Source organism: Pontibacter sp. GD13 (genome assembly GCF_058216355.1).
In genome coordinates, this window is sequence record NZ_JBYZMQ010000001.1 from 105,550 (window position 1) to 127,931 (window position 22,382).

The following is a 22,382-nucleotide window of genomic DNA, read 5'->3' on the forward strand; positions in this document are numbered from 1 at the left end:
AGACCTCTGGGTTTTAGTACCAAAGGCCTCCTATATTTATAAGTTCTATTTGATCACTAACAGGAATTGCCTAAATGCTTTGCATCAGGATTTTTTCCACGTCCTCTATTTGAATATCGGCCCGCTCTCCCAGGTTCTTAACTTCTCTTTCTTTAAAGCGCTGCACAATGGTTTTCACCGTGTCCTCGCCCACCTCGTAGTCCGACAACTTCGTGCGTATGTCCAATGATTCAAAGAAGGCTATCGTAGCCTGTATCGTAGCCTCTATACGTTCATCACTCGTGCCGGTGTCCACGCCCCAGATCCGGGCCCCATACTGCAACAGTTTTTCTCTTTTAGACTCGTTTTTGTAGCGTAACAACGAAGGCAGCACAACAGCTAAGGTACGGGCATGGTCTATGCCATGTAGAGCTGTGAGCTCGTGCGCAATATAATGGGTAGCCCAGTCGGTGGGCACCCCAACGCGAATCACGCCATTCAGGGCCATAGTAGCACACCACATAAAGTTTGCCATCGTGTCGTAGTCCTTCGGGTTTTGCAATGCCTTCGGCCCTTCCTCTACCAATGTCAGCAACACAGATTCTGCCAAGCGGTCTTGCAGGGGGGCATTCACTGGATAAGTCAGGTACTGCTCCAGTACATGCGTAAACGCATCCACAATGCCATTACTTATCTGGCGCAATGGCAGCGTGAAGGTTGTTTCCGGATCAAGCACCGAGAATTGAGGGAAAGTAAAAGGACTTCCGAAAGCGAGTTTCTCCTGCGTTTCTACCCGCGTAACAACAGAGCCTGAATTCATCTCCGATCCGGTGGCGGGCAGGGTAAGCACGGCTCCAAATGGAACGGCATGGGTAACGGGGGCTTTTTTCGCCAGGATATCCCAGGGATCATCGCCTTCGTAGGCCATCGCAGCTACGATAAACTTGGTGCCATCAATTACTGATCCGCCGCCAACGGCCAGTACGTAATCAATCTGCTGTCTTTTGGCAATTTCAACTGCCTGCATCAGTGTTTCATAGTGCGGGTTAGGTTCAATACCCTCAAACTCAAGTACTGTATGGTCTTTCAGGGCTTCCATGACCTGCTCATATACGCCGTTCTTTTTGATACTGCCGCCACCATACGTCAGCATTACGTGGGCATCCGATGGAATTTCCTGCTTAATGGCAGCAATCTGCCCTTTTCCAAAAAGAATTTTAACCGGGTTGTAAAATGTGAAGTTATTCATTCGTTGATATATTAGTCTTTAGTTGATAGATCTGCTACTTTAACCAATTGTTTGCCAGTGTTCTCTCCCTTAAACAAACCCAGGAACGCTTTGGGGAGATTTTCGAATCCGTGGGTGATACTTTCCTCGTACGTTAACTTCCCGTCCGCCAGCCAGGCAGCCAGGTCGGTAGCCGCCTCACCGAATTTTTCGGCATAGTCGCTCACGATAAAGCCTTGCATCAAACAACTCTTCTTTAGCAAGGTCGGCTCTACGCGTGGCCCTACAGGAGTCAACGTAGCATTATACAAGGCAATTTGGCCGCAAACGGCAATCCGGGCATGTTTATTTAATAAAGTATAAACGGTGTCAGAAATCTCGCCCCCAACATTGTCAAAGTATATGTCTATGCCGTCGGGGCAAGCCTTTTCCAATGCCTCCTGTATGTTGCTGGTCGTTTTGTAGTTAATGCCCGCATCAAACTGAAGCTGTTTGGTGAGGTAGTCCAGTTTCTCGTCGGAGCCTGCTATGCCCACCACCCGGCAGCCTTTTAGCTTGGCTATTTGCCCAACTACGGTGCCTACTGCACCAGCCGCGCCCGACACCACAACCGTTTCACCGTTTTTAGGCTGGCCTATGTAAAGCAGCCCAAAGTACGCGGTGAGGCCGGGCATGCCGAGTATGCCCAGGTGATAGCTTAATGGGGCAATGGCAGGATTGACTACCGTCAGGCCTTTTCCATCGGATAAAGCGTAGTTGGACCAGGGCAAGTTGCCTAAAACCACGTCCCCTTTTTTAAATTTCGGATGGCGACTTGCTATGATCTCAGCAACTACGCCACCCACGATCGGTTCGTTTAAAGTATATGGCGGAATGTATGACTTTGCCTCGCTCATGCGTCCCCGCATGTAAGGGTCCACGGAGATGTAGAGTGCTTTCAACAACACCTCTCCTTCCTTCGGGTCAGGCACATGAACGTGTTCGAGCGCAAAGATACTCTCCTCCGGCATTCCCTTGGGCCTGCTTTTCAGCAAGATACTACTGGCTTTCATAGGGTTATTTTTAGGTACACGTGTTACATTCAGAAAATGTCTCTATGCATAACAGTACTTACGTGTTTAAGTTTAGTTCGCGCATGATATAAAAACAGAAAGGGCTTAGCGTTTGCTAAGCCCTTTCTGTTTTTATATAGCTAGTAAATTACTTTACCTTATCTACAATGCTCTTAAACGCATCCGGGTGGTTCATAGCCAGGTCGGCAAGTACCTTACGGTTCAGGTCGATGTTTGCTTTCTTAAGAGCGCCCATTAACTGAGAGTAAGACAAGCCGTGCTCACGCGCACCTGCGTTGATACGCTGGATCCATAAAGATCTGAAGTCTCTCTTCTTCGCTTTTCTATCGCGGTAAGCATAAACCAAACCTTTTTCAATTGCGTTTTTCGCAACTGTCCAAACGTTCTTACGACGACCAAAGTAACCTTTGGCCATCTTCATCATTTTCTTTCTTCTGTGTCGTGCTGCTACGACGTTTACCGATCTTGGCATTTCTTTAAAGTTTTAGCGACTGGTGATTGGGTTAATCTTCAAAAAGACCAGGCACTGGGTTCGTACTAAATAGTTAACCTAAAATAATTAAATGTTAAGCATTGCTTTTACTCTGTCCGTGTCAGCTGAGCTCACAAGGCCAATGTGCGTAAGGTTACGCTTCTGCTTCGTCGTCTTCTTGGTAAGGATGTGGCTCTTATAAGCGTGCTTACGCTTAATTTTGCCAGTACCTGTCAAAGAAAAACGCTTCTTTGCACCAGATTTAGTTTTTACTTTTGGCATGATTATATAATTGATTTAAAAAATTAACCTTTTGTTGCAGGTGCCACTTTCGGAGAAAGGATCAGAAACATTCTCTTTCCCTCCAGTTTGGGCAGTTGCTCTACCTTGGCCAGGTCCTCCAGCGCTTGTGCAAATTTAAGCAGGAGAATCTCCCCTCTTTCCTTGAACACGATCGTTCTTCCGACAAAATGCACATAGGACTTGATCTTAAAACCACTTTCCAGGAAAGCCTTGGCGTGTTTCAGCTTAAACTCAAAATCGTGATCATCCGTGTTAGGACCGAAACGAATTTCTTTGATCACGACTTTCTGCGCCTTCGCCTTCATCTCACGCGTTTTCTTCTTCTGCTCGTACTTGAATTTCGAGTAGTCGATGATCCGGCATACGGGTGGATTAGCTGTTGGTGAAATCTCAACCAAGTCAAGATTCTGCTCATTCGCTATCCTTTGAGCATCTCGGGTTGAGTATACTCCTTGCTCAACATTGTCACCTACTAACCTGACTTCTCGGGCAGTTATTTTATCGTTGACTTTGTATGGCTCCTCCACCTTTCCACGTGGGATGTAGCGCCTGTTCTGCGTAGCTATGGTTGTACCTCCTTAAAATTTAAAGTTTCTACAATTAGGGTGCGAATATCGCACTTTATCTATCAAAAAGAAAATATCTTTCTTAATTATTCAGCGTTTCGGCTATTTTAAGCTTAAAGAAGCTAATAAACTCGTCAAGCGCCATCGTGCCCAAGTCGCCCTCGCCGTGTTTCCGAACCGAAACAGCGTTGTTCTCCTGTTCCTTCTCTCCCACAATCAGCATGTAAGGCACTTTTCCTACTTCGGCATCCCGAATCTTGCGTCCGATCTTCTCATCGCGGTTATCCATGGAGCCTCTGATATCCTCTTCCTGCAGGCGGTTGTAAACCTCCTGGGCAAAGTCGTGGTATTTCTCAGAGATCGGCAGGATAACCACTTGCTCCGGGCTTAGCCAAAGCGGGAAGTTACCCCCACAATGCTCTATCAGCACGGCAACGAAGCGCTCCAGCGAACCGAAAGGTGCACGGTGAATCATCACGGGCCGGTGCTTCTGGTTATCTGCCCCAATGTACTCCAACTGGAATCTCTCCGGTAAGTTATAATCCACCTGAATAGTTCCCAGCTGCCACTTTCGGCCCAGCGCATCCTTCACCATAAAGTCCAGCTTAGGTCCGTAAAACGCGGCCTCGCCCAGTTCGGTTACAGTACGAAGGCCTTTCTCTGCGGCAGCCGCTATAATAGCACCCTCAGCTTTTTCCCATGCTTCGTCGCTTCCGATGTACTTGGCCTTGTTTTCAGGGTCGCGTAACGATATCTGTGCCGTGTAATCCTCAAAGCCCAAGGCCTTGAACACGTAAAGCACCAGGTCGATCACTTTCAAAAACTCCTCCTTCACCTGGTCCGGGCGGCAGAAGATATGCGCATCGTCCTGGGTAAAGCCGCGCACGCGCGTTAAGCCATGCAACTCGCCGCTTTGCTCGTAGCGGTACACGGTACCGAACTCAGCATAGCGCACAGGAAGCTCTTTGTAAGACCGTGGCCGGGTTTTATAGATCTCGCAATGGTGCGGGCAGTTCATGGGCTTCAGGAAGAACTCCTCGCCCTCGTTCGGCGTTTTGATCGGTTGGAAAGAATCAGCCCCATACTTTTCGTAGTGCCCTGAGGTAACATAGAGTTCTTTGCTGCCAATGTGCGGCGTAACCACGGGCTGGTAACCCGCCTTTACCTGCGCCTTGCGCATAAACTGCTCTAAACGCTCCCGCAACAAAGTACCTTTCGGCAGCCAGAGCGGAAGACCCATGCCCACTTTCTCAGAGAAAGCGAAAAGCTCCATTTCTTTGCCCAGCTTCCGGTGATCGCGCTTCTTAGCTTCTTCCAGCCTTTCCAAATATTCGTTCAGCTCCTTTTGCTTCGGGAACGTGACGCCATAGATGCGAGTCAGCTGCTTGCTGTTTTCGTTCCCGCGCCAGTAAGCGCCGGCAACGTTCATAAGCTTAACAGCTTTTATAGAACCCGTATTGGGCAGGTGTGGCCCGCGGCAAAGGTCCACAAAGTTGCCCTGCGTATAAAACGTGATGGTGCCGTCATCCAGATCTTTGATCAGGTCCAGCTTATACTCATCCCCTTTTTCAGTAAAGTATGCCAGAGCCTCTTCCTTAGACACGTCGCGGCGTATAAACTCACTTTTATTTCGGGCCAGCTCCAGCATCTTCTGCTCTACTTTGACAAAATCATCCTGCGAGAAAGTCTTGTCCCCCAAATCGATGTCGTAGTAAAAGCCATTCTCCACCGGGGGACCGATGCCAAACTTCACACCCGGGTAGAGCGCCTCTAATGCCTCGGCGAGCAAGTGAGCCGAAGAATGCCAGAATGTATTTTTACCCAGCTCATCATTCCAGGTAAGCAACTGCACGGTAGCATCCTGCTCTATTGGGCGTGTGCTGTCCCAAACGGTATCGTTCACTTTGGCAGCAAGCACGTTCCGGGCTAAGCCATCGCTAATGCTTTGGGCAATTTCATGACTCGTTACGCCTTTTGGGTATTGCCGTACAGAGCCATCTGGCAGTGTGATGTTAATCATGTATCCTTAATCTAGTTGTTCTGGTTCGTCCTGCCCCACAGTTGTGGAATCAGGTATTGGTTTTGCTATTTTATACTTCAGACGGTTGATGGCCTGGCTCCCGAGCGTGCTGCGGGGTTCCAGCTGCATCAGGAGCTGGTATGTTTCTAACGCTTTTACTGTTTGTCCGGTTCGTTCGTATGCCCCTGCCAGTGTAACGAGATACGGCGGCCTGTTTTTATACTGCTGGTAAGCGGTAAGCAAATGATCCAGCGCCGCTGTAGGCTCTTCATGGTTATACTTCCAAAGCCCGATCTTATAATGTGCCCTTTGCAGGGTGTCGTTTAAAGCTACCGCTTTTCGGAAAAATAGTTGTGCGCTATCCGGCTTCTGCTCCCCTTGGTACAGTAAACCCTTGTAATACCACGCCAAAGCGTCCTTTCCGGCAGGCACCGCTACCCGATCCAAATAAAGCCTGCCCGCGGCAAAATCTTTCTGAGAGATCAGAATACCTGCTAGCTCCCGCATCGGCTCCTTAAAATCTGGCTTCTGCTGTAAGGCTGCCTTGTAGTTCCGTACGGCGCGTAGGGTGTCATGTACTGCCTCAGCAACCCTGCCTTTGTAATAAAAAGCAAATGCATCGTTCGGCGACATTTGCTGTGCTTTTTCCAGGTATGCCCTTGCCTGTGTATAATCGTGCTGTTGCAGGTATAGCTCACCTAAAAGGATATACAGCGAACTGTTCTGGTAAAAATTCCTTTCTGCCTGCAGGGCAAAAGGCAATGCCTCCTGCGGTTTGCCCATGGCCCGTAATACCTGCGCTTTCACAAAGAGACTGAACGGCTCACTTTTGGTCAGGCGCACCGCCTCATCGGCATCCTTCAGTGCATCCTGCAGCTCTCCCTTCCGCAAAAGCAAAACTGCTCTTCTGGCATACAGGCTCCCATCACCTTTCGATTGCCTGATCGAAGCATTCAAGCTGGCCAGTTGCGCTGCCGGGTTGTCCTTCACCTCGTTCAGGTCAACCATTTTTTCGCTTTTGCCTTCATGCCGCTCACAGCTACACATTATGCAAGCCACTAACAAAAACAAAAACGTTACTCCCTTTATCGGCATATGAACATACTGGCGGCCAGCACCACTAATTTGCGCTAAATTAAAACATTTTAGGTTAATTGAAACACTCCAGCCTGATTCGGGCCAGCAAAGGCATAAAAAAGAGCGCCTGCCACCGGAAAGGCAGCAGGCGCTCTTTTTTATGCCCTAATGATCAGATTTTCCTTTTCTCCTGCAGCATGACCTTACAACGTCGGCTCATTTCAAGCTCCTCAGTGGTAACAACCTGAAGCGTAAGGGCCTTTTCTAAAGTGGTTTGAAAAGCTGCATTCTCTTTCATCTCGTGGTACACGCTGGCCAGGTCTAGGTAATATCTGATATTGTTCGGATCATACATGATGGCCTTCTCAATAGCATCAGCCGCATCTTTATTTGTGGCGGTCTCACACACGCCGCCAAACATAAACCTGGAGGCAGTCTTTTCTGCAAAGTTAAGATTCGCCATTTTAAAGTACCAGCGCCCCAGAATATGCCAGGCGCCCGCGTGGTGGCTGTTAGATAGCAGGGCCGCATCCAGAAACGATTTGACCTGGTAGATACCTGTCAGCTTCTCTTTAGGACCTGCAATCATGGCTTTACACCCAATTGACAGGGCCATAACGTAGTTGGCCTCTGCATCTGTAGGGTTTAGAGCATAAGCCCTTTGGGCATACTCCTTTGCTTTTGTAAAATGATTGTGTTTCTGCGTTTCGTCAGCGTAACGGTCTCCGATCCGGCAATGCAGGAAACTGGCCTTGCAAAGCGCTTCGTAATTAGAAGCCGACTCCGCAATTACTTGTTCATACAACTGCAGTGCTTCGCTATCTTTGTAAGCATGCACCAGCATACCTGCCTGCTGCAACAGCTTCTCGTTTTCTGATACATTGCCGTCTGCCATGGCAGCAGGGCATACTAAACAGAACAGAAGCAACAAATATGCTAGGTTAAGTCTCTTCATAAGCTATTGGCTCCCATCAATCTACAGAATTTTCAAGACTTTCGCAAAAGGAATTTTAAGGCATCAGAATAGATCTAACTGTTTCTTTGCTTTTAAAGCTTTCTTTTCTGCCTCTTCCTCACTGCTATTCTCTACGGCATCGGCCCCATGAGGTTGAGAGCTGCTGCTCCTGGCAGCCTCTTCTGCCAGCTCTCTCAACTCCGTAGGCAAGCTAACCGGCGCTTTGCGAGAGGCTGCTTTTTTTGCCTTGCCCTTGTCGTCCTGTGGTTGATCTACCACACCCATTTTAGGTACTTCCACATCGTAGATCTTAAAGTAGTTGAGCTTATTGCCCATCGCCTTCCAGCCCTTCACATCTATAAAGTCGCTCAGCAACAGTTTTTCAGTTTCCTTTTCGCCGCGCAGGCTTAGCTTATACTTAATGGTAGCCAGGGGCTCAGGATGTGTCGACACGGCTTCAAGCCTTGAATTCTTGTTCTCTGAGATAAAGGTGAAGCGCTTGGCAACCGTGGTAGTCTCCACTTTAAAACGTTTCACATAATAGGTCTTGTTCTCGCCATCAAAATAGATAGCCGACACCACCAGATCCGGTTCAAACTTTTGTAGCACCTTGATCTTTTCTACGGCATAATGGTTGGCCAGGTCAAAGGAGGTCAGTTCATAGCTGCCATCCTCAAACACCACCAGTATCGTATCGTCGGTGTTGAAAGAGCCCAGGTAACGGCCCCTGCCTTCGGTGTTCAAACGCCCGATCACCTCATCATAGTATATCTCGCGGCCTCCCAGTGTCGAGTCGCCCAGGCTTTTCTGAACCACCTTCTTAACAGGGTACTTGGTCACGATATTGCCATTCGACCCTTTGCCCTTGATCATGAGCTCTGCAAAATCATAGTCAAACGACTTGATACGGGCCGTAGACTGGGGTGCCAGTGTAACGGTAACCACCTCAGACTCGGAGTTCGGGTTAGCCGTTAGGTAATGCACCTTGGAGCCTTTGTTGCCTTTGGTCAGGTCGTATTCCTTCTCGCGGGTAATGGACTTCACGGCAAAGCGCTTGGCGTTAGACACGCCTGTTTTCCCATCCACATAGATCATGTTGTAGACCATGTGCTCGTCGTTCTTGTTGTAAACGCCGGCCATCAGAATGTCCTTGCCCACAAAAGTCTTGTCCGCCACCCGGGTTACCATAAACTTGCCGTCCTTCCGGAACACGATGATGTCATCCATGTCCGAGCAATCGCATACAAACTCATCTTTGCGCAAGCTGGTGCCGATAAAGCCATCCTTAGCGTTCATGTACAGCTTCTGGTTTGCAATGGCGACCTTCTGCGCCGTGATCACGTCGAATGTTTTGAGCTGTGTCTTGCGGTCGCGCCCCTGCCCATACTTCTTCAGCAGATTCTCAAAGTATGAAATCGCGTAACGGATCAGGTTTGCCAAATGATCGTCTACCTCAGCCATCTCCTCTTCCAGCTTCCGGATGTACTCATCGGCCTTAAAGGCATCGAATTTAGAAATGCGTTTGATCTTGATCTCGGTCAAACGGATCAGGTCTTCCTCTGTTACCTGACGGCGCAGGAGCTTTTTAAAAGGGTCCAGCCCTTTATCTATGGCGGTGAGCACGGCCTCCCAGGTCTCACACTCCTCAATATCGCGGTAAATGCGGTTCTCAATAAATATCTTCTCCAGCGAGGAGTGGTGCCACTTGTCCTCCAGCTCGCCCTTCCGGATCTCGAGCTCACGCTTGAGCAACTCCACGGTGTTGAAGGTAGAAATCCGCAGCAGTTCATCCACACTCATGAAGTGCGGTTTGTCTTCTATGATCACGCAGGTGTTCGGCGAGATGGAAACCTCACAATCCGTAAAGGCATACAAGGCGTCCATGGTCAGGTCAGGTGACACGCCGGCCGGCAGGTGCACCTGTATCTCCACATCGGCGGCAGTGTTATCGATCACTTTCTTGATCTTGATCTTGTTGTTTTCGCTCGCTTTCACGATCGACTCCATCAGACCTGTGGTCGTGATGCCATACGGTACATCCCGGATAATGAGCATGGTTTTGTCCACCTTCTCAATGGTGGCGCGCACGCGGATCCTGCCGCCTCGCATGCCGTTGTTGTAATTGGTGACATCCACCTGCCCCCCGTTCGGGAAATCCGGCAACAGGGTGGTGCTCCGCCCCTTCAGCACATCAATAGAGCCTTTTAAAAGCTCCTTAAAGTTGTGCGGCATGATCTTCGTGGACAAGCCCACGGCAATACCCTCCACGCCTTGCGCAAGCAGCAGCGGAAACTTAACGGGCAGCGTGATCGGCTCGTTCTTGCGCCCATCGTAACTTAACTGCCACGGTGTCGTCTGGGGGTTAAACACCACGTCCAGCGCAAACTTGGAGAGGCGCGCCTCTATGTAACGGGGTGCCGCAGCGCTGTCTCCGGTGCGCACATCGCCCCAGTTACCCTGCGTCTCGATCAACAGGTCCTTCTGCCCCAGGTTTACCATCGCATCGCCAATGGAGGCATCGCCGTGCGGGTGATACTGCATGGTTTGCCCGATCACGTTGGCCACTTTGTTAAAGCGGCCATCGTCCATCTCTTTCATGGCGTGCAGAATACGCCTTTGCACGGGCTTCAGGCCATCCTCAATAGAGGGCACAGCACGCTCCAGAATCACATAGGAGGCATACTCCAGGAACCAGTTTTCATACAACCCCGAAACAGGTGTCACATTATGGATCGTCTCCTCCTCACCGTCAGTGAACGCCACATGCAGCTCGTCATCTCTTTCCAGCTCGTTATTCACTTCGTCCTTGTTATTCAGTTCGTCGTTAGGCATATAATTCCTCTACTATGTCTTTCTCAATCTTCAAATTCTCAATGATGAACTGCTGCCGTTCGGGCGTGTTCTTGCCCATGTAGTAGCCCAGCATCTTTTGGATGGTCGTGTCTTTCTGCAAGATCACCGGCTTGAGTTTAATGTTATCACCGATGAATTTCCCAAATTCATCCGGCGAGATCTCACCCAGGCCCTTGAAGCGGGTGATCTCTGGCCGCTTGCCCAGTTTCTGGATGGCCTCCTGCTTCTCGGTCTCATTGTAACAATAGACCGTTTCTTTTTTGTTGCGCACCCTGAAAAGCGGGGTCTCCAGTATGTACACGTGTCCGTTTTTAACCAGGTCAGGGAAAAACTGCAGAAAGAAGGTAAGCAGCAGCAGGCGGATGTGCATCCCGTCCACGTCGGCATCGGTGGCGATCACTACGCGATTATAGCGCAGGCCGTCCAGACCTTCCTCAATATTAAGGGCGTGCTGCAGCAGGTTAAACTCCTCGTTTTCGTAAACCACCTTTTTCTTCAGGCCAAAGCAGTTTAGGGGCTTGCCCCTTAAACTGAACACCGCCTCCGTGTCCACGTTCCGCGACTTGGTAATGGAACCGCTCGCTGAGTCACCCTCTGTTATAAAGAGCGTGGACAGCAGGTTGCGCTCGTCCTTGTCCTCGGTGAAGTGCAGGCGGCAGTCGCGCAGCTTGCGGTTGTGCAGGTTAGCTTTCTTGGCCCGCTGGTTGGCCAGCTTCTTCACGCCGGCCATGTCCTTGCGCTCCCGCTCGCTCTGCATAATGCGTTTCAGCAGCGCTTCGGCGGTTGCCGGGTTCTTATGCAGGTAGTTGTCGAGGTTCTCTTTGATGAAGTCGTTAATGAAAGCACGCACCGCCGGCCCGTCAGGCCCCATCTCAATAGAGCCCAGCTTGGTTTTGGTTTGCGACTCAAACACAGGCTCCTGCACCCGCAGGGAAATAGCCCCCACAATGGAGCCGCGTATGTCGGCAGCGTCAAAATCCTTCTTGTAGAAATCGCGGATAGTTTTTACCAGTGCCTCCCGAAAAGCCGCCAGGTGGGTTCCGCCCATAGTGGTGTACTGCCCGTTCACAAACGAATAATATTCCTCGCCATAATCGTTTCCGTGCGTCAGGGCTAGCTCAATGTCATCGGCCTTCAGGTGAATGATGGGGTAGCGCATGCTATCCTCATCGGCCTTGTTACGCAGCAGGTCCAGCAAGCCGTTCTCGGAGTAGTATTTCTTGCCGTTAAAATTAATCGTAAGGCCGGCATTCAGGTAAACGTAGTTCCAAATCTGGTTTTCCAGATAATCCGGGTTGTACTGGTAGTTCTTGAAGATGGTATCGTCGGGCGTGAACACGGTGAGGGTGCCGTTGCGCTGCGAGGTTTCCTGCAATTCAAAGTCTTCCAGCAGCACCCCCCTGTCAAATTCGGCGGCCTTCATCAGGCCATCGCGCACCGACTGGATACGGAAATAGCTGGAAAGTGCATTAACCGCTTTGGTACCCACCCCGTTCAGTCCCACTGACTTCTGGAAAGCCTTGCTGTCATACTTTCCGCCGGTGTTAATTTTGCTGACGCAGTCGATTACCTTGCCCAACGGAATACCGCGTCCGTAATCGCGTACCTGTACTTTGTGGTCTGATATTTTAATCTCGATGGTTTTACCGAAACCCATCACATGTTCGTCAATAGAGTTATCGATGACCTCTTTCACCAAAATGTAAATTCCGTCGTCGGCCGAAGACCCATCTCCCAGCTTCCCGATGTACATCCCCGGCCGTAACCTGATATGCTCGCGGGGCTCAAGCGATCTGATGCTGTCTTCGGTATAATTATGCTCTAACTCTGCCATCCTGTAAGCGTAAGTATAGTTGTTTAGGTAAAATCAATCGGAAATATAAAAAAATAAAAGCGACTCGGCACAACAATTAGTTCCTGCATCCCTCTTTTCAAAAACTGATCGGCTATTTACTAATTATATTAGTTAAATTGAAAAATCTGGTAATGAAGTCGAGGCATTGCACAGATACAGAACCATAAAATTAAGGCTCCGGTTCAATAAAAACAAGATTATTGGCTTTTTGCTTAGCCAATTTTTTTAGCAAATTAATATATTAAAACTTCTATTAAAAAGCGAAACAATTCGTTACTTTCGTAGTCAAATCACTGCGTTTACAGCGCCACAGAACTCTTCATGGAAATAAAGTTACCCCAATACCTAAAATATGTAATCGTTTTGCTTGGCATCATCCTGCTGGTAACACTTTTGCAAACTTTTAAATCCATTCTGGTTCCGCTTGCCTTCGCCCTGCTGTTTGCTTTACTGCTTCTGCCGCTCACTAAAGATTTGGAGCGCCTGCGCGTACCCCGCCCCCTGGCTATTTTTATCTGCATTGTGTTGGTCGTGTCGGTGCTCGGCACCATCATCTGGTTTTTGTCCATGCAGTTGATCAGCCTTACATCCGAGCTGGACACCATCGGCAAAAATATTGGCGACCTGGTGGACAAGGTACAGCACTTTTTGTATGAAAAGTTCGGACTGGAGCCTTCCAACCGTTCCGTGCTGGTGCGCAATGCCATCGGGGGCCTGCAGGATATCACCACCACTTTTCTGGGCAGCACCATCTCCATGACAACCGGGGCCCTGGCCGCCCTGACCATCGTGCCTATTTTTGTTTTCTGCTTTCTGTATTACCGGGACCACCTGGAGCAGTTCCTGTTTAAATTCGTCACTAAAGACAGGCGCGGCGGCCTGATCCAAACCATGATCAACATTCAGCATGTGGTGCAAAGTTACATCTCCGGACTGATGATCGTGATCTTTATTGTTTCCCTGCTTAATTCGGCTGGCTTGCTGCTACTGGGTGTAAAATACGCCATCTTTTTTGGCATCTTCGCCTCCATCCTGACCATCATCCCTTACATCGGCATTCTGATCGGGGCTACCGTGCCCGCTATGTTCACGCTAGCCACCACCGGCCACTTGTTTGATGCGGTGTTGGTGGTACTGGTCTTTATGTTTGTGCAGTTCTTGGAGGGCAATTTCATCACCCCGTTTGTTGTTGGTTCTAAGGTCAGCATTAACCCTTTTGCCGCCATCGTAGCGTTGCTTATCGGGGGTGAGATATGGGGAGCGGCAGGCATGATCCTCTCCATTCCATTTATCGCCATGCTAAAAGTAGTGTTCGATGCTTACCCGCCGCTTGCGCCTATGGGTTTCCTGTTGGCTGACATTGATGAGGTAAACCATAAAAAACCTGGTAAAATAAGCTCCTGGCTGAACGAGATATGGAACGGCATCTGGCATGGCAAACGAAAAGAAGAGGAGTAATTGCTAATATCTTTCGCCTTTCCCCCAAGAGAAGAAAAATTGAAACGGAATACTAAAAAGATTGGTTTAGGAGAAGAGCCTTTGGCAGCCGCTGGCGCACTGGCAGAACCGGACTTTAAGCCAAACCATTTGTACGCTATAATCGACATTGAGACCACAGGCGGGCAGCCTGCTCAGGACAGGATAACAGAGATCGCCATTTTTATACACGACGGCCAGAAAGTGGTGGACACGTATAACACGCTCATCAATCCCCAGCGCCCCATCCCCTACTTTATCTCACAACTCACCGGCATCACCGATGACATGGTGCAGGACGCGCCCAAGTTCTTTGAGGTGGCCAAAGAGATTGTGGAGTTTACGGAAGGCAAAATATTCGTGGCGCATAACGTCCGTTTCGACTATTCCTTTGTCAAGAAAGAATTTGCCGATCTGGGCTATACTTTTCAGCGCAAAACGCTGTGCACCGTGCGCCTGAGCAGGTCGCTGCTGCCAGGCCTGCCGTCTTACAGCCTGGGCAAACTTTGCAAGAGCATCGACATCCCGCTCAACCAGCGGCACCGCGCCATCGGCGATGCGGAGGCCACCGCCAAACTTTTCGACAGGCTGATCAAAATAAACCGCCCGGTGGTGGACGGCAACCTGCAAATGGCATCCGAACCCTCGCAAATGCTGAAACAGGAAATCAAAACCTCATTGCTGCCTCCCAATATTTCAAAAGAACAGGTAGATGCGCTCCCGATGGTTGCCGGGGTGTACTACTTCTATAACGAGCAGGGCGAGGTGATCTATGTAGGCAAAAGCATCAGCATTAAAAAACGCATCATCCAGCATTTCAGCATTGATTACAAAAGCCGTAAGTCGCTTGACTTCAAGAACAACATCGCCGACATTACCTACCAGCCGATGGGCAATGAGCTGGTGGCCCTGCTGTTCGAGTCCTCAGAGATCAAGCGCATGAAGCCCCAGTATAACCGGCAACAGCGGCGCAGCGTGTTTAACACAGGCATTTTTGTGTACGAAGATGCTGCCGGTTATAAACGTTTGTCGTTTGGGCGCGTAAACAGCGCTGACAACGAAAGCATGCCCCCTTTGGTGGCGCTTTCCAATCAATTTAAGGCTAAGGGGTTTTTGTACCATAAAGTAGCCAAGTTTAACCTGTGCCAAAAGCTCTGCGACCTGTATAAAACCAACGGGGCGTGCTTTGATCACCAGGTGCACCAATGCCGCGGGGCCTGTATCGGGGCTGAGTCGCCGGAGGAGTATAACCGGCGCGTGGATGAGGCGATAGACTCATTTACCTACGAGCACAACAGCTTTGTTATACTTGGCAAAGGCCGCGAGCCCGGTGAGAAATCGGTGGTGGTGGTGGAGCATGGCATTTACCTGGGCTTCGGGTTTGTGGACGAGACCTTTTCTGCCTCAACGCTCTCCGATTTCAAAGAGCCCATTACGCGGTATAACGACAATAAAGATATACAGCAGATTATCCGGGGGCACATGCGCGGCAAGCACAAGGATAAGGTTATTGTATTTGACTAGTGCGCAGGGCCGGCATTTTGCTCCCTTTGGTATATCTTATTAATTTGCCTATTCAATTAATACGCTCTTATTTTCAAATTCATTAAGTCAATAAAATTTAACTGTGAACGAAACAAAAACAAAATTCAGACCCGGGGTGCTTTTCGGAGAAGAAGTTACCGAGCTTTTCAAGTACGCCAACGAAAATAATTTTGCCCTGCCGGCTGTCAACGTCATCGGTACTGACTCGGTAAATGCCGTACTGGAAACGGCTAAGGCTGTCAACTCTCCTGTCATCATCCAGTTCTCGCATGGCGGCGCCCAGTTCTTCGCCGGAAAAGGCCTGGCTAACGACGAGCAGAAAGCAGCCATTGCAGGCGGCATTTCCGGGGCGCAGCACGTGCACCTGATGGCCGAAGCCTATGGCGTGCCTGTAGTGTTACACACCGACCATGCCGCCAAAAAACTCTTACCCTGGATCGACGGCCTGCTGGATGCCGGTGAGAAATATTACGAGCAGCATGGCAAACCCCTTTTCAGCTCTCACATGCTCGATTTGTCTGAGGAGGAGATAGAGGAGAACATTACTACCTGCGCCAGCTACCTGAAACGCATGAACAACATTGGCATGACCGTGGAGATCGAGTTGGGCGTGACCGGTGGCGAGGAAGATGGCGTGGACAACTCTGATGTGGATAGTACGCACCTGTATACCCAGCCGGAGGAGGTTGCCTATGCTTACGAGGAGTTGAAAAAGATCAGTGACCGCTTTACCATAGCGGCGGCGTTCGGAAACGTGCATGGCGTTTACAAACCAGGTAATGTGGAGCTGCGCCCCGAAATCCTTAAAAACTCACAGGAGTTTATCCAAAAGAAATTCGGCACAGGTCCTAACCCGGTGAACTTCGTGTTTCATGGCGGATCCGGTTCTGAGAAACACCAGATCAAGGAAGCCATTGAATACGGGGCCATCAAAATGAACATCGACACCGACATGCAGTGGGCCTTCTGGGAAGGCGTTCGTAATTACTACGAGGGCAAGAAAGGCTACCTGCAAAGCCAGATCGGCAACCCCGATGGCGAGGACTCTCCTAACAAGAAGTACTACGATCCGCGCGTATGGCTGCGCGAGGGCGAGAAGAACTTCATAGAGCGTTTAAAGGAGGCGTTTACCGACCTGAACGCGAACAACCGTAACTAACGAACAGCATATGTAAAACAAGTATGGCCGGGCGAATGCCCGGCCATACTTGTTTTACATATGTACCTTGTGCTCCTGCAGCCACTTGAAAATCACTTCGGTGTCTTCTTTGCGGCACAACTCCGAGCCGGGGGTCATGGTGGCGGCAGTGCCAGCGGCCACTCCGTAGCGCACCACCTCCTCCAGCTTACACCCTTTCACCAGGCTCATCACCATGCCTGCCACCATGCTGTCGCCTGCCCCCACTGCGCTTTGCTGGGGCACAGTAGGCGGCACCACATAACTGATGCCTGTTTCTTTCGAGGCCAGCATGGCGCCACGGGGTCCCAGCGACACGACCAATACCTGGCACTTGCCCTCATCCAGCACCTGCCGCGCTATTTCTTCCTGTCCCATCGCCGAGATCTTCTCCTTCCCTGCCAGGGCGGCAAGTTCGCCTACGTTGGGCTTTAAAAGGTAAACGCCCTCTCCGGCTGCCTTTAACAAAGCTGCTCCCGAGGTGTCAATGATCAGGCGGAAGCCTTTCTGGTTGGCTAGCTTCGCCAGGCGCAGGTAAAAATCATCGGGTACGCCAGGAGAAAGGCTGCCGCTGGCTACTACATACTTCGGGAGCTCCTTTATAGGCATCTGCTCCAGGCGCTCCAGGCACTGTTTCCACTCGCTTTCCAGCGTTTCGGGGCCCGGCATGCCAAACCGGAACTGATTCCCTGTAGCTTCTTCCAGGGCCATGAAGTTTTCACGGGTCCAGTTCTTCGTTTTTATAGCCCACAGCGGCACCCCTTCCTTTTGTAGCAGTTCGCATAGAATCTGCCCGGGCGGGCCACCCTGCAGGAACCAGGCGCAAGAGTTGCCGCCAAGCTTTTTAATGGCCCTGGAGACGTTGATCCCGCCGCCGCCGGGCTCGAAAACCGGCGCTTCGCAACGCAGCTTCCTTTCGGGCAACACCTGCGCCACGCGGGTGCTTTTGTCCAAGGCCGGGTTTAGGGTAATGGTAATGATCTCGTGCATGTTCTCTTTCATTGCAAGCCTGGCCTTGATTTGTTGATGTTCCATACTTTGCCTGCTTTCGGAAACCCGACTAAGCAGTGTTTGAAGCCCCCGCTTTTTGCAGTATGGAATTATTGGAGGCCAGAAGCTTATTCTGATACAGGTTACGTTTCAGTTTTATACTTTATTTGTCAAAATATTCCCTTTAGGCAGGCTGCTGTTTTTTGATCATCATGGTGAGGATATTCAGAAAAGACCTGACCTCTTCCACATTCTTAAGCCTGTATCCTGCGGCGGTTTTCGCACCGTGCTCCCCTACCAGCACACCTATGCCCCTACCCTGCAAACTGGCAAATGCGTCCTCATCCGTGATATCATCACCAATATAAACAGGCACGGTCCCCGGTTTGTTAAGATCCAGTTTATCCATCAGCCAAAGTACCGCTTTGCCCTTATGCCAGTCCAGGTTGGGCTTCAGTTCTATTATTTTTTTCCCGAGACCCTTTTTCAGACCCGGATATTTTTTCAGCACTTCTTCTGTTGTATTTTTAACAAACGCTTCTTTGTCCGCAGCTACGTTTCGGTAATGAACGGCAATCGCATAGCGCTTTCGCTCAACCAACACGCCGGCTACCACTTTCAACTTTTCCTTTAATTCCTGATCCGCTTTGTCCAGGTCCGGCAAGGCATCCTTCGCGTCCCCGGGCTCAATATGCATGTGGGCAGGGCCGGAGATGTCGAACCCATGCGATCCTGCATAATAGATATTATCAAGCTGCACCTTTTCCGCCACATCGGCACGGTCGCGGCCACTCACCACGGCCACAGCACAAACGGACGCAAGTTGCTCTAAGGTGTTCCGCATCGCATCAGAAAGAACCGCTTTGTCGGGGTCCTCCACGATTGGGGTCAGGCAGCCGTCATAATCCAGGAAGAGCACCGGGTTTTTGTTATACAATTGGTTCGGTACCCCGAGCATGGCGGATGGCAGTTTGCCTGGTTCACTTTTTAAAATTTCGTTCTTGGTTTCGTTTAGCATATAATCTGTTTATCTGAAAATACTGTTGCCGCACTGGCGGCTGAGCAGGTATACTTTATACCGGTATGATTTACTGGCAGGAAAATACTGGTCTGAGCAAGGTACTTGAATACGCTCCCGCGCCAACCCATTCCTTTCGTTGTAAAACTGAATGGTATACCTTCACTACGCAGGCACCCGGTTTTTGATGTTGCAGAAGGGAATCTGGCAGGCCAAGCCTCTGGATAAAGGAGTAAAAGAGATTATTATATATATTGCGGAAGGCTGCTGTTGCCAGGCTTAAAAACCTGCCTCTTGCTCCTACTCTATGCTTAAGCGTTGCAACCCAAAGCAGGAAATCAAAGTATTTGAGCCCGAAAAGGCTTATATCTATTCTTATAAAACGATGTTAAAAAATCTCACGCCTACCCGTACCGATGCCTGGAAAAAGCTGCAGGCCCACTTCGAACAGATACAGCCAAAGCATCTGCGAGAGCTGTTCTCAGAAGACCCCGAGCGATTTGAGAAATTCTCCTATACAGTAGGCGATACCCTCTATGACCTTTCCAAGAACCGCATCACCTCCCAAACCCTGGCGCTGCTCAACGAACTGGCTGAGGAAATGGCATTGCCCGCGGCGATCGAAAGCATGTTTACAGGCCAGCAGATAAACGCCACCGAGGAGCGCGCTGTGCTGCACACGGCTCTACGCAATTTCTCGGATAAGCAACTGGAGGTGGAGGGGGAAAACGCCCTGGCAGAGGTACACGATGTGCTGCATCAGATAAAAACTTTCTGCCATAAACTGCACAGCGGTGAATGGAAAGGCTTTACCGGCAAGGCCATTAACCATGTGGTGAACATCGGCATAGGGGGTTCACACCTGGGTCCGCAAATGGTAACCGAGGCGCTGAAGAAGTTTCAGCAGCCGGGCATCGGGATCAGCTTTATCTCGAACGTGGACGGTACAGACGCGGCAGAGGTGCTACGCAAACTGGACCCGGAGACGACGCTTTTCATCATCGCCTCCAAAACATTCACTACCAAAGAAACCTTAGCGAATGCCCATACGTCCCGCGATTGGTTTTTAAGTATGGCCGGAGACAGGGAGCACATCAAGAAGCATTTTGTTGCGCTCTCCACCAACACCGCCGCCGTGGAAGCGTTTGGCATTGCGCCTGAAAACACCTTCCGCTTCTGGGACTGGGTAGGGGGCCGCTTTTCGCTCTGGTCAGCCATTGGCCTATCCATTGCCTGTGCCGTTGGCTACGATAACTTCGAGCAGTTGTTGAAAGGCGCTGAGGCCATGGACAAGCATTTCCGCGAAACCCCGCTTACCCGGAACATGCCGGTTGTACTGGGGCTTTTGAGCATCTGGTACACCAATTTCTTCGGTTGCCAGACGCATGCCGTCTTGCCTTACGACCAGTACCTGCGCCTGCTGCCGGAGTTCCTGCAACAGCTGCTGATGGAAAGCAACGGCAAAAGCGCCACCCGCAACGGCGAAACCGTGGATTACCAGACACAGCCCGTTATCTGGGGTGCGGCCGGCACGAATGGGCAGCACTCTTTCTTCCAGCTGATCCACCAGGGCACTATCCTGATCCCTTGCGATTTTATAGCGCCTGTTATCAGCAACAACCCCATCGGGCAGCATCACCCCATGCTCCTGTCTAACTTTTTCGCCCAGACAGAGGCGCTGATGAAAGGCAAAACACGCGAGGAGGTGGAAAACGAACTACGGCAGCCAGGCAACCTGAGCGAGAAGGAGATCCAGGAGCTGGCGCCGCACAAAGTGTTTGAAGGCAACAGGCCCACTACGTCCATCATGCCGCTGCAGCTCACGCCGTTCTCTCTGGGTAGTCTTCTTGCGCTCTACGAACACAAGACGTTTGTGCAAGGCGTGATCTGGAACATCTACAGTTTCGACCAGTGGGGCGTGGAACTTGGCAAACAGCTGGCCGGTAAGATAGAAGATGAGCTACTGAGCGTAAAGCAGGCACACCATGACAGCTCGACAGCCGGGCTTATCGCCTACTACAACCATCACCGCACACATAAAAAAGATTAGTTTAAAGTTTAGGGCTGAAAACAAAGTAGTATAAGCAGGAATTGCGTACCCATAAACAGGTTTGATGACTTCTGTAATTTTCACCCAAAATGCTCAACCTTATAATTTGATGATCTTGAGGCGCCCGCTAGTGTTGCTGCTTTCCTTGCTGTTGCTGAGCAGTTGCGCGGACGACAATTTTTTTCAGAAAGACGCTTTGGCAACCCCCGAGGAGCTAGTCGGTAAAAAACCCGCCGGCCCTGACAGTACGTGGGTGATAGCCGGCAGGCATTACAACCGAAGTGCAGTGCACCGTTTTTTCTGGGGCAACCACAACCGCCAGCTTTGGGCCACCCCTGTAAAACTACCTGTTTTTCACCTCAATACAGTAAAAGGCGGTTTGCAGATCGTAAAGAAAGGCGGCGGCTACCAGACTACCTCCTTTCATTTAGCCGACAGTACGGGGCGCCGCTATGCCCTCCGCTCCATCGATAAAGACCCGATCCATGTGGTGAGTAAGTTCTGGCGACCTACGTTTGTGAGCAATGTGCTCCGCGACCAGACCTCTGCCGCCAACCCTTACGGAGCGCTGGTGGTACCGCCGTTGGCGGCCGCAGTGGGTGTGTTCCACACGAATCCGCAGCTCTACTACGTGCCCCGGAACGCCCCTGGATTTGGCGTGTACGCTGCCCAGGCCGGCGGGAAGATCTTTCTTCTCGAAGAGAAGTTTGAGGATCAGCAAAGCAACCTGTCTGCCCCATTTAAAGTAGCTGGCTTCGAGGATTCTGAGGATGCGCTGCGGGAGCGCTTCGAAAATAACACCCACCTGTTTGAGCAGCGTGCCTTTGCCCGCGCCCGTCTTTTCGACTTGCTTTTGGGCGACTGGGACAGGCACAAAGGGCAGTGGGACTGGGCGGTGCGCCGCCAGGGTGAACTTAGCTACTATTACCCCATCCCCAAAGACCGCGACCAGGTTTTCATGCAAATGGGCGACGGCCTGATTCCGGCCATCGCCACCAGCAAACTGCTGGCCCGCAAATTCCACTCCTTCGACGATGACTTCAGCGATGTGAGGGCCTACATGATCAATGCCCGCTTCCTGGATGAGCGCCTGCTGAACGAACTCACGCTGCAGGACTGGCAACAAATCGCGCAGCAAATGCAGCGGCAGCTCACAGATAAGACCATTGAGCGCGCAGTGCGCCAGCTTCCCCCCCCCATTTATCAGCAACTGGGTAAAAGCCTGACCCGGAAGTTAAAAAGCCGGCGCGACCTTTTGCCAGCGGCTGCCGCCCGGATGTACAGGATCTTAGCCCGAAACGTGACCGTGGTGGGCTCTGACGAAGAGGAATACTTTGAGGTGAAGCGCCTGGATGATGACCGCACGGTGGTGAACGTATACCGGATGGGCCACCATGATATTCCGGCGGGGCGAATATACCATCGCGTATTTTACAGAGATCAAACCGAAGTGATCAGGCTGTACGGACTGGGCGATGAGGATGTGTTTGAAATAAGCGGCAAGGTGAGCAAAGGCATCCCGTTGAAAGTATACGGCGGATTGGGAGCTGATAAGATCACGGACATTTCGCAGGTGCGTGGCTGGAAAAAGTACACGCGGATATATGACACCGAGCGGGGCAATGAGCTGTTTTTCGGTTCAGAGGCAAAAGATAAAACCACCCGCGACGTAAAAGTGCATGCTTACGACAGAGAAGGGAACTGATTTGTTTTGGAAGCACGCCTGATCCGTTGCCGTTCAAAGT

The 22,382-nt window shown here is 50.6% G+C and carries 17 protein-coding genes; 5 read left to right on the forward strand and 12 right to left on the reverse strand.

Features of this window, described 5'->3' with window-relative positions:
- Positions 1-70 precede the first annotated feature (70 nt).
- The 10 genes from AC4BAN_RS00480 to AC4BAN_RS00525 form a co-directional block, all read right to left on the reverse strand.
- Positions 71-1,228 carry an iron-containing alcohol dehydrogenase gene (locus tag AC4BAN_RS00480; protein ID WP_490562393.1) on the reverse strand — a complete coding sequence of 386 codons (1,158 nt, stop codon included), beginning with the start codon at positions 1,226-1,228 and terminating at the stop codon, positions 71-73.
- An 11-nt stretch (positions 1,229-1,239) separates the two neighbouring features.
- Complete coding sequence (locus AC4BAN_RS00485) at positions 1,240-2,259, reverse strand: NADP-dependent oxidoreductase (RefSeq protein WP_490562394.1); 1,020 nt, start codon at positions 2,257-2,259, stop codon at positions 1,240-1,242.
- Between the two features lie 148 nt (positions 2,260-2,407).
- Positions 2,408-2,752 (reverse strand): 50S ribosomal protein L20, encoded by a 345-nt coding sequence (gene rplT / locus AC4BAN_RS00490; protein WP_490562395.1) that lies wholly within the window; start codon positions 2,750-2,752, stop codon positions 2,408-2,410.
- Positions 2,753-2,839: 87 nt separating this feature from the next.
- Positions 2,840-3,034: a 50S ribosomal protein L35 gene (rpmI, locus tag AC4BAN_RS00495; RefSeq protein ID WP_241642560.1), complete on the reverse strand. Its 195-nt coding sequence runs from the start codon at positions 3,032-3,034 to the stop codon at positions 2,840-2,842.
- 23 nt (positions 3,035-3,057) lie between these two features.
- Complete coding sequence (gene infC / locus AC4BAN_RS00500; RefSeq protein WP_490562980.1) at positions 3,058-3,621, reverse strand: translation initiation factor IF-3; 564 nt, start codon at positions 3,619-3,621, stop codon at positions 3,058-3,060.
- A gap of 82 nt (positions 3,622-3,703) precedes the next feature.
- Positions 3,704-5,641 carry a threonine--tRNA ligase gene (thrS, locus tag AC4BAN_RS00505; protein WP_490562396.1) on the reverse strand — a complete coding sequence of 646 codons (1,938 nt, stop codon included), beginning with the start codon at positions 5,639-5,641 and terminating at the stop codon, positions 3,704-3,706.
- 6 nt (positions 5,642-5,647) lie between these two features.
- A complete protein-coding gene (locus AC4BAN_RS00510; RefSeq protein ID WP_490562397.1) occupies positions 5,648-6,649 on the reverse strand; it encodes a tetratricopeptide repeat protein in 1,002 nt (333 codons plus the stop codon).
- A 241-nt stretch (positions 6,650-6,890) separates the two neighbouring features.
- Entirely contained in the window at positions 6,891-7,673 is a 783-nt protein-coding gene (locus AC4BAN_RS00515; protein ID WP_490562398.1) for a tetratricopeptide repeat protein, read from the reverse strand.
- A 63-nt stretch (positions 7,674-7,736) separates the two neighbouring features.
- A complete protein-coding gene (locus tag AC4BAN_RS00520) occupies positions 7,737-10,505 on the reverse strand; it encodes a DNA gyrase/topoisomerase IV subunit A (RefSeq protein WP_490562399.1) in 2,769 nt (922 codons plus the stop codon).
- Positions 10,498-12,360: a DNA topoisomerase IV subunit B gene (locus AC4BAN_RS00525; RefSeq protein WP_490562400.1), complete on the reverse strand. Its 1,863-nt coding sequence runs from the start codon at positions 12,358-12,360 to the stop codon at positions 10,498-10,500. The genes AC4BAN_RS00520 and AC4BAN_RS00525 overlap by 8 nt, the downstream gene beginning before the upstream one ends.
- Positions 12,361-12,702: 342 nt before the next feature.
- Between AC4BAN_RS00525 and AC4BAN_RS00530 the strand changes: the two genes are divergently transcribed.
- The 3 genes from AC4BAN_RS00530 (at position 12,703) to fbaA (ending at position 16,561) form a co-directional block, all read left to right on the forward strand.
- Positions 12,703-13,839 (forward strand): AI-2E family transporter, encoded by a 1,137-nt coding sequence (locus tag AC4BAN_RS00530; RefSeq protein ID WP_490562401.1) that lies wholly within the window; start codon positions 12,703-12,705, stop codon positions 13,837-13,839.
- Positions 13,840-13,878: 39 nt separating this feature from the next.
- Positions 13,879-15,381 (forward strand): exonuclease domain-containing protein, encoded by a 1,503-nt coding sequence (locus AC4BAN_RS00535; protein ID WP_490562402.1) that lies wholly within the window; start codon positions 13,879-13,881, stop codon positions 15,379-15,381.
- 103 nt (positions 15,382-15,484) lie between these two features.
- Positions 15,485-16,561: a class II fructose-bisphosphate aldolase gene (gene fbaA / locus AC4BAN_RS00540; protein WP_490562403.1), complete on the forward strand. Its 1,077-nt coding sequence runs from the start codon at positions 15,485-15,487 to the stop codon at positions 16,559-16,561.
- Between the two features lie 54 nt (positions 16,562-16,615).
- On the opposite strand, the gene AC4BAN_RS00545 is transcribed toward fbaA, so the two are convergent.
- Both AC4BAN_RS00545 and otsB read right to left on the reverse strand, forming a co-directional pair.
- Entirely contained in the window at positions 16,616-17,614 is a 999-nt protein-coding gene (locus AC4BAN_RS00545; RefSeq protein ID WP_490562404.1) for a 1-phosphofructokinase family hexose kinase, read from the reverse strand.
- Positions 17,615-17,753: 139 nt separating this feature from the next.
- Positions 17,754-18,587 carry a trehalose-phosphatase gene (gene otsB, locus AC4BAN_RS00550; RefSeq protein ID WP_490562405.1) on the reverse strand — a complete coding sequence of 278 codons (834 nt, stop codon included), beginning with the start codon at positions 18,585-18,587 and terminating at the stop codon, positions 17,754-17,756.
- Positions 18,588-18,972: 385 nt separating this feature from the next.
- Between otsB and pgi the strand changes: the two genes are divergently transcribed.
- Complete coding sequence (gene pgi, locus AC4BAN_RS00555; RefSeq protein ID WP_490562406.1) at positions 18,973-20,637, forward strand: glucose-6-phosphate isomerase; 1,665 nt, start codon at positions 18,973-18,975, stop codon at positions 20,635-20,637.
- Between the two features lie 115 nt (positions 20,638-20,752).
- Positions 20,753-22,342: a hypothetical protein gene (locus AC4BAN_RS00560; RefSeq protein ID WP_490562407.1), complete on the forward strand. Its 1,590-nt coding sequence runs from the start codon at positions 20,753-20,755 to the stop codon at positions 22,340-22,342.
- Positions 22,343-22,382: the final 40 nt, after the last annotated feature.

Bases quoted from the DNA above. Each gene is read 5' to 3' on its own strand.
- AC4BAN_RS00480 (WP_490562393.1), bottom strand. From the start codon at position 1,228: ATGAATAACTTCACATTTTACAACCCGGTTAAAATTCTTTTTGGAAAA.
- AC4BAN_RS00485 (WP_490562394.1), bottom strand. From the start codon at position 2,259: ATGAAAGCCAGTAGTATCTTGCTGAAAAGCAGGCCCAAGGGAATGCCG.
- rplT (WP_490562395.1), bottom strand. From the start codon at position 2,752: ATGCCAAGATCGGTAAACGTCGTAGCAGCACGACACAGAAGAAAGAAA.
- rpmI (WP_241642560.1), bottom strand. From the start codon at position 3,034: ATGCCAAAAGTAAAAACTAAATCTGGTGCAAAGAAGCGTTTTTCTTTG.
- thrS (WP_490562396.1), bottom strand. From the start codon at position 5,641: ATGATTAACATCACACTGCCAGATGGCTCTGTACGGCAATACCCAAAA.
- AC4BAN_RS00510 (WP_490562397.1), bottom strand. From the start codon at position 6,649: ATGGTTGACCTGAACGAGGTGAAGGACAACCCGGCAGCGCAACTGGCC.
- AC4BAN_RS00515 (WP_490562398.1), bottom strand. From the start codon at position 7,673: ATGAAGAGACTTAACCTAGCATATTTGTTGCTTCTGTTCTGTTTAGTA.
- AC4BAN_RS00520 (WP_490562399.1), bottom strand. From the start codon at position 10,505: ATGCCTAACGACGAACTGAATAACAAGGACGAAGTGAATAACGAGCTG.
- AC4BAN_RS00525 (WP_490562400.1), bottom strand. From the start codon at position 12,360: ATGGCAGAGTTAGAGCATAATTATACCGAAGACAGCATCAGATCGCTT.
- AC4BAN_RS00530 (WP_490562401.1), top strand. From the start codon at position 12,703: ATGGAAATAAAGTTACCCCAATACCTAAAATATGTAATCGTTTTGCTT.
- AC4BAN_RS00545 (WP_490562404.1), bottom strand. From the start codon at position 17,614: ATGGAACATCAACAAATCAAGGCCAGGCTTGCAATGAAAGAGAACATG.
- otsB (WP_490562405.1), bottom strand. From the start codon at position 18,587: ATGCTAAACGAAACCAAGAACGAAATTTTAAAAAGTGAACCAGGCAAA.
- pgi (WP_490562406.1), top strand. From the start codon at position 18,973: ATGTTAAAAAATCTCACGCCTACCCGTACCGATGCCTGGAAAAAGCTG.